Origin of the sequence: Pseudomonas sp. 50_B, assembly GCF_017491625.1 — a bacterium.
Taxonomy (GTDB): domain Bacteria; phylum Pseudomonadota; class Gammaproteobacteria; order Pseudomonadales; family Pseudomonadaceae; genus Aquipseudomonas; species Aquipseudomonas danubii.
On sequence record NZ_JAFGYX010000019.1, the window covers coordinates 115,957 to 129,164 of the forward strand.

Below are 13,208 nucleotides of genomic sequence, written 5' to 3' on the forward strand. Positions count from 1 at the left end.
CGATCCGCCAGGCAGACCGCATGGGCCGGTTTCGGGCCCGCTGCGCGGTCCATCGCAGCCTGCGGCAGCGGCTACAAAACACGATTAGCTCGCGAGGGGCGCCCGCTCGCTCATGAAGGCTTCCAGCCGTGAACGCAGCCAGCGCTCGGCGGGGTCGGTGTCGACATGGCTGAGCCAGACCATGGACAGGTCCAGGGTTGGGGTCTTGAACGGAAACGGCTCGCAGTACAGTTGCCCCGAGGCGGCCATGGCGGCGGCGGCATAGTCCGGCAGGCTGGCAATCAGCTTGGTCCCGGCCAGCAGGGCCGGCAGCGAGCTGTACTGGGGCACCGACAGCACGACCTGGCGGGTACGGCCGATCTCCGCCAGCCACTCATCGGCGAAGCCTGCGACATTGGCGGTGTGTGACACCAGCACATGCGGCCGCGCGCAGTACTCATCGAGGGTCAGCGGCGTGTCGCTGGCGTCGGCCCGCAGCAAGCAGGGCTGAATGTGCCGCAACAGCTTGCGCTTGGCATTGGCCGGCAGGCCCCGGGTCTGGCTGATGCCCACGGTGATATCGCCGGACGCCAGCAGGTCGGGAATCCGCCAGTAGTCCACGTGCTGCACCACGACCACCACCTGCGGTGCTTCCTGGCGCAGGGCTCGCAGCAAGGGCGGCAGCAAGCCGAACTCGACGTCGTCGGACAGGCCGATACGGAAGGTCATGGTGCTGCTGGCAGGATCGAAATCGTGGGTCAGGCTCAGGGCCGAGGACAGCGCGTCAAGGGCCGGCGACAGGTGCTGGATAAGCTGCTCGGCCCGCGCCGTGGGTTCCATGCGATGGCCGACGCGGATGAACAGCGGATCGTTGAACATCGCCCGCAAACGGTTGAGGGCGGAACTGATGGTGGGCTGGCCGAGAAACAGCTTCTCCGCTACCCGGGTGACATTGCGTTCCAGCATCAACGCCTCGAACACCACCATCAGGTTGATGTCGGCCTTGCGCAGTTCATTGCGATTCATCGGTGTGCCCCCGTCCCCAGACGGCGGTCAGTGTAGAAAGGCCGGGGGGCTGGCGTCCAGGTAAACACCCGTGGCCAGCGCCGGTGTTTCAGTCGAAGGTGAAGTTGAACTGGGCGCTGCTGTTGGCTGCCCCCTCGGTGATGGGACCGGTGCGAATGTACTGGGCGCGAAAGCTGAAGCTGGCGCTATCGCTGCCCAACAGGCGCTCCATGGCATATGGGGTGCCATTGCAATGAATACGCGGAATCTGCTCGTTGAACATGACGATACCAACGCCCTTGGCGACGGACCGCCCCTGATCCTGAGCCGATTGAGTCAGCCCCAGGATCCCTGTCGGGTCGCAGCGCGAGGCGGGTTCGGCGCTGAACGAGACCTTCGGCAGGCTGTTGAACGAGCAGTCGTTGACCTCAAGCCTGGCCACGGCCGAGGGCGGCGAGGTCGAGCCCAGCGTGGGAAAGTCATGGGCCGAGGGACTGCCCAGGCGCAGCGTAACGTTGCGGGTGACCACCTGGCACTTGGCGGTGAACTTGACGCCTTCGGAACCAAGCAGGTCGTGCTCGTTGAGCAGCAGTTGTTTCGAACACCGCTCTCTATTGTCGTGTTGCGGCAGCTCCTGCAAATGTTGCCCGACCGTCACCACCCCCTGGTCCAGATCCAGCGCGTATAGCGCCACCTGGGCACCGCTCAAGCTGTTGACCACCAGCGCACCCTTGGGCAACTCGTCAGCGGGTCGGGTCAGGATCAGCGAATACACGTAGGCCGTGACTACCTTTTTCAACGCGGCGTTTGCGTGCTCCACGCCGTACTTTTCCAGTACCCGGGGATAGAAATTGCCCGTGAGGACATGAGGGCCCGCGCCGGTAGGATAGGCCGTCACCTGGAAGCTGATGCCATCGATATTGGTCGGAATGATGCCGTCGGGAAATCTCACCCCGGGCAAATGCGCGGCGGACACCAACTCATGCTGCTCCTGGGTAGCAGATTCCTCGGTGGTGTATTCGATCACCGGGTTCACGTGACGCTGCTGCAATACCGAACCCACCGGCGTGCTCCGGGTCAATGGCGTGATTTCCAACCAGTCCTGGGAAGTGCTGCCATAACTACTGAACACGCACCCCTTGGCCTTGCCCTCGATAGCCGCGTACACCGGTGCGCCCCCTTGCACGCACAACAGCATCAAGATGATCGCGCGCATCAATAGACCGGGCCGTCGTCCATCGCTGAGGAGCCTGAGCCATGGATCTCTCATCGGTCATTGCCTCCTTTTCCAAGCCGGCCCCGGGTGCACGCTGCGGCGCCCCGGGAGCCGGTCAATCGATAGTGAACAGGTTGCAAGTGCCCGGCGTGCCAGGGACAGTCCCTGGCAGCCGGGCCGAGGTCTTGCCGACGCGCCTTAGTCCATCAGGCCACTGGACACCCGGGCCGACGAGTAGGAGCCGTGGTTGATGCCGATCTGGTCACCATACGTCTGGAAGTAGGCCCAGACGGTATCGACCTTGCCGGTGGATTTCGAGCCTTGGATCTGCCCCTCGTTCACGCCCACCAGCCCACCCAGGGTGGTACGCCAGCCGCCACTGACGCGGCCACGGGACTCGGAGTTGACGATCCGCGACTGGTTATCGCCGACCAGGCCCCCGACCTTGCTGTGCCAGGTTCCATGGACATTGCCAGTCGCCACGGCACGCTCGATGACGTGGTTGGAGTAGTTGGAGTTGAAGCCCACCAGTCCGCCCACCGAGCTGTAGGTATCGCCAAATACCTTGCCATGGGCCTCGACCGAGACCAGGTCGCCATCGTTGTAGCCCACCAGCCCGCCAATATTACTGCTGGCATAGCCCTCCACCGCGCCCAGCGCCTTGGCATCGTAGATCAGGCCACCAATGTTGCTGCCGACCAGACCGCCGACGTTGGCCTTCGCCCCTCCCTTGACCTGTCCCTTGGCCTCGATGTAGCCGCTGATGGTGCTGTCGTCACTTTTTCCAACCAGCCCGCCCAGATTCATGCCGGCCAGGTCAATGACATTCCCGGTGGCCTGGACGTTGCTGACCACGCTCTGGTTCTGCTGCGAGCCGATCAGCCCCCCAGCGGCCTCGCTGCCCACTCCGTAGACGTTACCGCTGGCACTGGACCCGCGGATGATGCCTGAGCGGTTGAACCCGACCAGGCCGCCAATATGACTACCCAGCGCGCCGTACACGGTCATCGAGGAACGGGAGCCGGTAATGGTGCCGTCCTGGTTATTACCCACCAGCCCGCCCAGGTTCAGTCCCTTGTAGAGCGGATTGTAAGTACCGATGGTGCCCTTGCTCGACGAGTCGGCAATCACGGCGCCCTTGTTGACCCCAACCAGTCCTCCGGCGCCGCCCATGGCCTGTTTGAACATCTTGGTGGTGATATCGACATGACTGGAACTGCCGCTGATGAGACCGGCCCTGACACTGCCGAAGCGGTTTTCCCCGGCCACGCCGCCGATGGCCGTGGTATGGGCGCCGCCGTACAGCGAACCCGCTATCGAAGAGTCCTTGATCGACCCACCGTAGTTGACCCCCACCAGGCCGCCGACCTTGTTGCGCTGGTCGCTATTGGCGGAGACCTGCATATCGCTGGCACTGACCCGTTCGATGCTGCCGCTGTTGCGCCCCACCAGACCGCCAATTTCACTGAAGCCGTTGCGGCTGTTTTGTCCGTTGACGGTGATCGAGGCCAGCTTCAGATCGCTGATGCTGCCGGAGGACTGGCCGAACAATCCGGCATACAGGCCCGAGCTGTTGATGGTGAAGCCACTGATGGTATTGCCCAGACCGTTCAAGGAACCGGTGAACACCTGGTCGCCGCCAATCGAGTTGATGCTCCCCGAGCCCTTGATCTGATTGCCCAGCACATAGTGGTCATCGAGCTTGTTGCCGATGGCCTGCAACTGCTGGCTGTTCTGGATCACTTTGTGCTGCTTGCCATTGGCGTCAAACCCGGCGTCGCCTCCGGACAAGGTCACCAGTCCCTTGTCGCCCACGATCAGTTGCTCGCCATGATTGACCCCCAGACTGTTGCTGGTGCCGGTGAGGCTCACGTGACTGTCGAGCCGGACCGACTTGGCGGCGTTCAGTTCCAGACGCGAGTTGGCGCCCGTGGCCTTGATCCGTTGATTGACCTTGACGTCCTTGGCGGCGCTCAGGGTCAGTTGGTTGCCGCTTTTCCACTCGACCGCAGCGTCCACCGCCACATCGCCATTGCGGCTGCGCAGATCAACGTTGGTGTTGTTCAGGTTCTGGGAGAGCGTGCTTTCGACCAGGGTCGGGTTGCCGGACACGCCCGTGGAACCCACCTTGACCTCATTGGACTCGATGACCCAGGTGCCGGTGCGACCGCTCCTGGAGCGGGTATCGACCTCGGCATTGAGCTCGACCCGAGTGACTGCGCCCGAGGTTTGAACCGTACCGCCGTTGCCGTCGGTGGTTAAGGCGCTGGCCGTCAATTTGCCCCCCACATTGACCACGCCACGCTCGCCGCCATCCAGAACGATGCGTCCATCCTTGTTGGACAGGGTATTGGCCTCGATCACGCCCTGGTTGTTGACCACCGCCTGAGTCAGCGCATTGGAGTTCTTGGCCAGCATCAGCACCTGGCCGCCATCGGCCTTGAGCAACGACGTGTTCTGCGCCAACGCATCCGCGGCGGCACCGTTGATCTGCAAGCTGATCAGATTGTCGTTACCCAGGCTCAGTGTGAAGTCGTTGCCGGCCCCCAGGGCCACAGCGCCCTGATTGGCGACGATTTCGCCGTTGTTGCGCACCCGCGCGCCCAGCAGCGCCACGTAGCCGCCATCGGCAGCAGTGATCTTGCCGTCGTTGATCACTTCGACCGCCGACTTTCCGGTGAACTGGTAGCGACCGTTATTGAAGTCATCGTCACTGATGCCACGGGTCGAGGCCACCAGGCCGCCGACGTTGACCTGGGCGCCCTGGCCGATCAACACCCCGTTGGGGTTGATCAGAAACACCTGGCCGTTGGCGTTCAGCGCGCCCTGAATGTTGCTGGCCTTGAAGCCGGTCACCCGGTTCAGGGCGATGGACTCGCGTCCCGGCTGGTTGAAGGTCACCGATTGATTGGCGGCGATGTTGAACTCGTTCCAATTGGTGACCAGCTTGTCGGTCTTTTGATTGATCACCAGGTTGTTGCCATTGACGTCGTAATTGGCACTGCCGGAAACCAGCGTGCCGCCTTCGGGCAGCGCCATTGCCGGCGTCAGTCCTCCCAGGGCCAGCAAGCCGGCTGCCATCACCAGCAACCCCTTGCGCCCACCACTGCGACGCCGGCGCCGCGCGCCCTCGCAGGTTACGCTCCAGCGACCTTGGGCCTGGTTCCATACCAACGCATAAATCTTGTTCACAATGACTCCTTATTGACGTTTAAACGCCCTGCTGTTTTTCGCAGAACGGCACTACTTCCAAAGCACACGCAGGCCTTCAGAAAAACTGTGTCGCGTTCACCCAGATCCGCGGGGTGCGCTCGGGACCGTCCCCGGCCTTCTGGTTATCCAGAGGCCAGGCACTGCTCAGGTTGAGTTGCCGCCGCTCGCCGCTCCAACGCGCCCCCAGGCCCGCCGATTGCAGGCGCTGGGTGTTGATCTCGTTTGTCCAGGGCAGGCGGTTGACCTGCACGTAGCCCTTGTCGGCAAACAGGCTCAATTGCCAGCCGGGTGCCAGGGCGTAGCCCAGCTCCAGGCCGGCCTGCCAGCCCTGGTCGCCAATGCCGGCGCTCAGGGGATAGGCGCGCACCCCATAGGGGCCGCCCAGCCCCATCTTTTCCGAGCTGTCGAGGTTGGCCGAGGTCCACTGGGCATTGACCTGGGCATAGAGCTGGAAGCGGTCGCCCAGGCGCTGCAGGCGCGCAACCTGCAGGTTGGTCTTGGCAAAGCCGCCGCCGGTGGCGGCGGTATAGCGATCCAGGCGCTGCTCAAAGGCGTCATCGAAGGTCAGGCGACCCGAGCCGTAGGACAGGCTGAACTGGTTGTAGCCACCGCCGAGAAACCGGTCCTGGCGGTTGCCGCCCAGGCTCAGGGTCCACAACTCGATGTGCTTGCGCTTGCTCAGCTCGAACAGGTCGATGTCATCGCGCAGCTGCTTGTTCTCGTACTGCAGTTGCGCACTCAGGTCGAAGGTCCGTCCCCGCAGAATCGGCTGGGCGAGGAAGACACTCTGGACACTGGCCTGGCCGTTCATCTCCAGCTTCTTCACGCGTTTTCTGTTGAGCTCGTAGCTCATGTGCGAATAGGCCGCACCGACCCGGGTCGACCAGGGCCCCACGGGCAGTTGATAGGCGCCGCGCCAGTAGCGCTGGTCCCGATCGCTGCCCAGCAGGCGCAAGTTGATCTGGTCCCCCAGGCCCAGGGGGTTGTTGAGGTTGAAGCTGCCCCCCAGGCGGAACTCGCCGGTGTGGTAGCCGCCGAAGTTGTCGGCCTCCAGGCTGCCACTGGCCCAGGGAGCGGGCTGTGCCTCCACCAGCAGATCGCTGGTGCCGGGGGCCTGTCCCGCACGCAACGTGCCCTTGACCCGGACCCCGGGCAGATCGTTAAGCAGCAGCAGGCTGCGCTCAAGGTCCGCGCTGTTGACCGCCGCGCCATCGTCCAGTGCGGCCAGCGGCCCACGCAGTACGCCATCCCGGGCACGGGACTGGTTGCTCAGCTCGACCCGGCCATAGCGACCTTCCATGACCTCGATGCGCACCACGCCGCCATCGACTTCCTGGGCCGGCAAGAAGGCCCGGGCCAGCAGATAGCCCTGTTGCTGGTAATGGGCGGTGATGCGCTGCGCTGCGTCACGCAAACCGCCCAGGTCCAGTTCTTGACCGCGCAAATCGTCCAGCAGCGGCTGCAGGTCCTGATCGCTGAACACCTGATTGCCCTCGATGACGAAGGCCTTGACCTGCAAGCGCACACCCGAAGTGTCCGGGGCCGGCGTCGAACGCTCGGCCTTGGGCACATCCAGTTGCACCTCATCGGAGGGCCGCGGCAGCGCTGGCTGGGTGGCTTCGATATCCCGTATGGCCTGTCCGGCGCTGGGCACCTGGACCCGCATCTGGGCCTGCGCCAGCACGGGCAGCAACAGCGCCAGCAACATCCCCGGTCGCAGCGCCGACAGCACTCGCAACCGCTCCGCATCTCGCTCTTTGCATCCACCGGCCGGCAGCCCGGCTGCCGCACCACTACAGGTGTATTTGCACACTTCCACTCAGCGTCTCCCCGCTGTCTAAAACCACTTGGTATCGAATTTCCGCCGCGCCGCCGCTCAACACCGACGCGGCGGACAACGGCAGGCGCGCCGAGCCGAACGGCTCGACGGTGATGCCCTGCACAGTCATGGGTTGACGCGGGTCGCCCACATCCACCCGAGCCAGGGACACGTAGTACGGCGTCGGATTGCTCACGCTGAGCGCCGCAGCCCCTGCCGCCTGCTCTGCCTTCTGCAGGCTCCAGCGCAGCTGGCGCGCCGCCTCGTCGGCGCGACCCGGCAGGCCCTTGGGGCGATACAGCAGCTTCATGCGCAGGCGGTAACTCAGGCTCAGCTGGTTGCTGCTCAAAGGCCGCAGGGACGGCACTTCCAGAAAGTTGAGCCAGAACACCGACTCGCGATCGACAGGCAGCGGTTCACCGCTGTAACGCAGCGACAGGACGGAGCTCTGCTGCGGATCAAGCCGCGAAAGCGGGGGCGAAAGCACGAATGGCACCGCCAGCCGGCTCGGATCGACCGAGGCATCGCCCTTGTCCAGCCAGGTCTGCAGCAGCAGCGGCGCCGTCCCGAGATTGCCGACCCGGATGCTCAAGGCCGCCAGCCCCTGGGGATAGATAAAGCGCGTGCCGACAATCGACAGATCGGCGCGCACGCCCTGGCTGAACAGCAGCACCGCCGCCAACAGGCACACGCAACGCACCACACAAGCAAGACTGCTACTCAAGATGCAGGCTCCGTGGTGATGGCGCTCTGCTGCGCCCAGCGGTGACACGGCAAGTCGAGCAGAAGCGAATCGTTGCCCGGCTGCGCCGCGGGCGCCGGCAATACATAGTCGATCAGGCACTGCTCGCCAGGTCCTTCGCCCCACTGCACACGGATGCGGCCCCGGTCCTTCTCACTGCGCAGCACCAGGCGACTGCCCTGCCCCACCGCCCCCAGCTCCTCGCCGCTGTCGGCGTCCAGGGCACTGGCGGCAAAGGGCAGCGGCGCACCATCGGCCTGCCGGCTGTCGATCAGAAACGCCCGGGCCTTGCGGGTCGGGTAGGACAGCCTGACCACGGCCCCCGCCCGGGGCGCGACATTGCGCGAACTGACCTGCAGCTCGACATCCTCATCCATGCCGCTGGGGTCCAGGTCCACGGTATTGAGCTGATAGGGCGCCAGGCTCGGCAGCACCGCATAACCTTGTCCGTCCACCTGCGTACCGGCGTAGCCGACACTGGCGCCCCTGGCATGGGGGGCATGCACCAGGGCTGCGGTTTCACTCAGGGTCTGGGACAGGGTCAGGCCCCCGGAATGCAGGAGCATGCCGCCGGAGGCACCCAGCGACTGGGCCCGATAGTCACGCCCCTGGGACAGGCTCGAACTCAGGGTCACCTGCGGCAGGTAGTAGCTCAGGTTGGCGTTGGTCGAGGTTTCCCGCGGCTGGGCATCATGGGACACCGAGACGCCATAGGACGCCGTGTCGTGCTCGCCCAGTGAACCGGAAATGCCGCTGGAGTAACGGGCACCGGAATTCCGGTCGTGACTGGCAAAGGCATTGGCCAGGGTGGAACGCCCGGCGACGCCCCCCAGGGGCAGCGACAGACTGAGGCTCCACAAGGTGTTCTCACTGCGGGTGCGACGCCCCGAGAACTGGCTCGAACCCTGGGTACGCTGGACGCTTAGGGCATAGCTGAGGCCGCGCCACTGATGGTTGTAGCCCATGGCGTAGTTGCGGGCCTGACCGCGGCTGTTCCAGTAGTTGAGGGAGGAGCCGTTGAGGTAAAAGTCACCGCCGAGGCCATCCACCCGCTGGTTGATCGTCACATCCAGCCGATCGCGGACCCGGGCGAAGTCTTCGAAGCGCGCGCCTCGGTTGACGAAGTCCTCAAGGTCGATGGCGTCCCGCAGGCTCAGGTAGCCCCGGGTGGAATAGCGATAGGCCAGCAACGAGAACTGGGTGCCGCTGTCATGCAGGTTCTTGCTGTAGGAAAGACGCAGGCTGGTGCCCTGCAGGTTGCCATTGCGCGGCACCTGGCTGCGGGACTGGGTCAGGTCGAGACCGAAACCTCCGAGCTCGGTGTTCAGCGCCGCGCCGATCAGGCCGGCCATGTAGCTGCCGGTGAGCGAGGCACCGGCATAACCGGTGACCTGGTTGTCCAGCCCGCGTTGCAGGGTGCCCTGGGCCACATACTGGTGCAGGCCACGCCCTCCGGCCCTGATCACTTGACCGCCGGTCAGGCTGTAGCGGGTGACGCCGGGACGCAGGTGGCGGGCCATGGTGGCAAAGGGCACGGTAAAACGCTGGGTACGGCCATCGGCCTCGGTGACCGTCACCTCCAGGTCACCGCCAAAGCTGGCGGCCTGCAGGTCGGCAATCTCGAAGGGGCCTGGGGCAACGGTGGTTTCATACACCAGGTAACCACGCTGCTGCACCGTGACCTTGGCGTTGGTATTGGCCGTACCGCGCACCACCGGGGCGAAATAGCGCTGAGTGGTGGGCAGCATGCGTTCATCGCTGAACAACTTGACCCCGCGAAACGACACCGAATCGAACAGCTCGGAATCGGTCACGCTCTCCCCCACCAGTAATTGCGAACGCCAGTCGGTCAGGTCGGTCTGGCCGTAGATATAGCCCCGCTGATAATCGCTGCCGCTGTCGGGCGACCAGGACAAGGTGCCGCTGTGACGCAGGCGCAGGTTTCCCAGGTTCAGGCCCATGCTCAATCCGGCATAACCGTTGGTACTGCGCTGGCCACGGCTCTGGGTGCTGAACAGGTTGGTGCTGTAGTTCAGCCGGGCAGCGTTGATGCCCGAGTCCCAACTGGCCGGATCGACATAGCTGGAGGCGACTTCAGGCAGCACGAACAGCTGTGGAACCGAGAGTTCAAGCTGCTGTTCGGCCATGTTGACCCTGGTGGTGACGTGGGGGATGTAACTGGCAAGGTCCCCGCAGAACAGGCCATCGCCTTGCAGCGGATGGCTGGCAGGCGCCAACGCGGCGTCGGCTTTGTGCAGGTCGATGCCCAATTGCGTGAGCAACTCGCGGTCGTAGCAGGGCTGGCTGCCCTGGGGGTCAGCGCTTTCGCGCAATTCGATCTCGATCAGCCCGCGCCAGGCGCCACTGACCCGCACATCCAGCAGGTACTTGCCCGGCGCCACGTAACCCGCGCGCTCGAAGCGCTGCGTGTCGATGAGGGTTCCCGGCCCCTTGAACAGCATCTGGGTATCGAAGAACACCGGACTGTTCTGCGACGTGTCGCCGGACACCTCCGATAGCACGGCTTGATCAGCGGTCGTCGGCTGGGCAGCCACAGGAGCCGCCAGCCCCAGCAGCCCGGCCAGCACCGACAGTGCTCGCAAGAGCCGGGCCGGAGCATCGCCAGGACAGACTCGCGCAAGCACAGGAAAACCCAGCCAAAAGGGCTGCACACTGAACATAATCGATACCAATGCACTCAGCGTTCAATAACCAGGGCCAAGAGCGGAGTTGAATTAACAGGGCAACTAGAGAAGGTTCTTTTCAAGCGGCACCCGGCCACCGAAGTCATTGACCACTTCAAAGCGCACAGCCGCATTGCGTGGCGCTCTTTCAGCGCTTGCCGGCCAGGCGAAGGACTCCCGACCAAAAGGCGCGACCATCCCGGTCCCCAGGTCGACGGTGCGTCCTTGCACTTGCACCTCGACCTTGCTGAAAGACAGGTAGTAAGGCGTTGGATTGGATACCTGGATGACCGGACCTGCGGCCTGGTCTTTGGCCACTCCCGCGGGCTCAAACTTCCAACTGAGTTTTTCCACCGCCGAGTTGACATCGACCTTCAAGTCCGCAGGACGAAAGAACAACTTGATCCGATGACGGAAGGTAAAGGCCAATCGGTTTTCATCCTGTTTCTGTTGGGGCGGAACTTCCAGAATGTTCAGCCAGTACAGTGACTCACGATCAGCGGGCAACGGTTCTTTCGAATAACCAATACGCAGTACCGCCGCGGCATTGGGCTCCAGGCGACTGAGTGCCGGTGTAAGTTGAAAGGGCACTTTCATTTCTTCCGGCGCCTTACTGGCATCACCATCATCAATCCAGGCCTGAACCAATATCGGCATGCTGCCTGGATTATTCATTCTCAGTGTCACATCACGCGCACTCGCCGGATAAACCACACGAGTGCCATGAATGACTATTTCCGCATTGACTACCGAAGAGAACAAACTCAGGAAGAGGGCGCCGATAACGAACGTTTTAAACACATGCGCTTTCGGCGCCATGAGCAACTCCTTATGTAACTGACAGCTGTCAGTTGTACGTCACATCGAAGTTGATATTGGAGTCGGCACGACCTTCAACGATTGTGTCGCTGACCGCCACATAAGAGGCCTTGAACTTCAGCACGGCCTTGTTACCGATAACTTCGGCAACCTGCTGATTGTTGTTTTCCGACAGGTCGATTTTCCCCGGCGTGGCGCCGTTGTTGTGAATCTGGATCTGCACGCCCGAGGCCGAACCGGAACCGCTGTCGATCAGACGCAGGTTGCCGGTGGCGTTATCAATGAAACCATCCTTGTGGAAGCTGACGGCGGCTTTGGAGCCGTCGGTGCAGCCGCCGCCACTGAGGTTGATGTTGAATTCCTTGAACTCGGAAGCCGTGCCGATGCCACCGGCGAAAACCGAAGGCAGGACGTTGCCGAACTTGACCGTGCCGGTGTTCGCTCCGGATTCGTTGGCATCGACCTGAACCTTGCAACTGACACTGGAGATCAGGCCTTCGAACTTCACGTTGCCGGAGTTGACACCGGTTTCTGCGTAGCTCAATGCCGGAGTCAGTGCCGCAAGCAGCAACCCGGAGGTCGCCATGGATGCAAAAGATTTAAGTTTCATCTGATTCCCTATTATTAAAAACCGTCTAAGAGCACAGTATTCAAAACAACTTCGCCCTCCCGAGATGTACAGCCTTGCTGAACTTCGAGCCAACGAGACATGAGTTGAACACCACAACAACCTCGATCAACCGCTCTCGCCCATAATAAAATGCATATTGACAACAGGCTTCTGCATTCCATCCGGAGCGGACATTACGATACCGACTGCCCTCTTCTTTTAGAATAACGACCAATCTTCATGTAACAAGGAGCACTCTCTAAATGAACAAGATTTTTCTCGGAAACTTGTACTACTTAAAAACCACTAAACACACTAAAAACAGCCAATAAATAAGACACTTCTTATATAGAGCCCCATAGACTGCAAACACGCGATATACGACTGAGATTCAGCGCTGTAACCAACTGTTCAAGTGACGGTCGGCCGCTTCCGGACCTAAGTGCTGGGCAAGCCCCGAACGTCCGCCCAACGAAAAACGCCCGGTGCATTGCACCGGGCGTTTGGCCAGAGTTCTCGACAACGCAGCCTGTGCTGCAAGCGCTCACAACGCGTTTGAGCGCCCCGAAACAGGGTGCGCAACTGCGGTCATGGGGCGCACCGGACGCGGGTCTTCCTGGCCCTGACGCAAGCGCAAGGCCGCCAGCGCCGCCACCAACAGCACCAGGGCAATGGCCTTGAGGCCGTTCATGGCATCGCCGGTGCTCATTTCGATCGCCCCCATCACCGAGGGGCCGACAAAACCGCCCAACAGTCCGCAGGAGTTCACAAAGCCCAGGCCTCCCGCCAGGGCCGCACCTTTGAGCCGCGACGCCGGGTACAGGAAGATGATCGACTGCACCACAAAGAACATCAGCGCCGCCACACAGAACCCCAGCAGGCTGAACACCGGCCCCGAAAAGGCCGCAATCAGCAGCCCGGCCGCCATCGTCAGCAAGCCGCAGACCAGCAGTCGCCGTGCCCGCTGCGCGCTGGTGGCCAGCCGTGGCAGGCTGATCGCCCCCAGCGCCGCGACGATCCACGGCAAGGAGGTCAGCAGGCCGACGCTCATCAGGCTCAGACTGCCGTACTTGCCGATGATGCTGGGGAGGAAAAAGATCACGGTGTAGATGGTGATCTGG

9 protein-coding genes are annotated in these 13,208 nt (G+C 62.7%); all 9 read right to left on the bottom strand.

The window, feature by feature from the left end; translation table 11 throughout:
• Positions 1 to 84: 84 nt before the first annotated feature.
• A complete protein-coding gene (locus J5M73_RS23670) occupies positions 85 to 1,005 on the bottom strand; it encodes a LysR substrate-binding domain-containing protein (protein WP_102861622.1) in 921 nt (306 codons plus the stop codon).
• An 88-nt stretch (positions 1,006 to 1,093) separates the two neighbouring features.
• On the bottom strand, positions 1,094 to 2,200 hold the full coding sequence (locus J5M73_RS23675; protein ID WP_102861621.1) for a fimbrial protein: 1,107 nt from the start codon (positions 2,198 to 2,200) through the stop codon (positions 1,094 to 1,096).
• 198 nt (positions 2,201 to 2,398) lie between these two features.
• Positions 2,399 to 5,392, bottom strand: a complete 2,994-nt coding sequence (locus J5M73_RS23680; RefSeq protein ID WP_207816246.1) for a GLUG motif-containing protein — start codon at positions 5,390 to 5,392, stop codon at positions 2,399 to 2,401.
• A gap of 76 nt (positions 5,393 to 5,468) precedes the next feature.
• Positions 5,469 to 7,121, bottom strand: a complete 1,653-nt coding sequence (locus tag J5M73_RS23685; RefSeq protein ID WP_207816249.1) for a ShlB/FhaC/HecB family hemolysin secretion/activation protein — start codon at positions 7,119 to 7,121, stop codon at positions 5,469 to 5,471.
• An 85-nt stretch (positions 7,122 to 7,206) separates the two neighbouring features.
• Positions 7,207 to 7,956, bottom strand: coding sequence for a fimbria/pilus periplasmic chaperone (locus J5M73_RS23690; protein ID WP_243433910.1), 750 nt, complete (start codon positions 7,954 to 7,956; stop codon positions 7,207 to 7,209).
• Complete coding sequence (locus J5M73_RS23695; protein ID WP_346330273.1) at positions 7,953 to 10,577, bottom strand: fimbria/pilus outer membrane usher protein; 2,625 nt, start codon at positions 10,575 to 10,577, stop codon at positions 7,953 to 7,955. Before J5M73_RS23695 ends, J5M73_RS23690 begins: the two co-directional genes overlap by 4 nt.
• A 144-nt stretch (positions 10,578 to 10,721) precedes the next feature.
• Positions 10,722 to 11,477, bottom strand: coding sequence for a fimbria/pilus periplasmic chaperone (locus J5M73_RS23700; protein WP_102861618.1), 756 nt, complete (start codon positions 11,475 to 11,477; stop codon positions 10,722 to 10,724).
• A gap of 28 nt (positions 11,478 to 11,505) precedes the next feature.
• Entirely contained in the window at positions 11,506 to 12,087 is a 582-nt protein-coding gene (locus J5M73_RS23705) for a fimbrial protein (protein WP_102861617.1), read from the bottom strand.
• Between the two features lie 544 nt (positions 12,088 to 12,631).
• Positions 12,632 to 13,208: MFS transporter (locus J5M73_RS23710; protein WP_347709977.1), on the bottom strand; the 577-nt coding region annotated here is incomplete at its 5' end.

Bases quoted from the DNA above. Each gene is read 5' to 3' on its own strand.
- J5M73_RS23670 (WP_102861622.1), bottom strand. From the start codon at position 1,005: ATGAATCGCAATGAACTGCGCAAGGCCGACATCAACCTGATGGTGGTG.
- J5M73_RS23675 (WP_102861621.1), bottom strand. From the start codon at position 2,200: ATGCGCGCGATCATCTTGATGCTGTTGTGCGTGCAAGGGGGCGCACCG.
- J5M73_RS23685 (WP_207816249.1), bottom strand. From the start codon at position 7,121: ATGTTGCTGGCGCTGTTGCTGCCCGTGCTGGCGCAGGCCCAGATGCGG.
- J5M73_RS23700 (WP_102861618.1), bottom strand. From the start codon at position 11,477: ATGGCGCCGAAAGCGCATGTGTTTAAAACGTTCGTTATCGGCGCCCTC.
- J5M73_RS23705 (WP_102861617.1), bottom strand. From the start codon at position 12,087: ATGAAACTTAAATCTTTTGCATCCATGGCGACCTCCGGGTTGCTGCTT.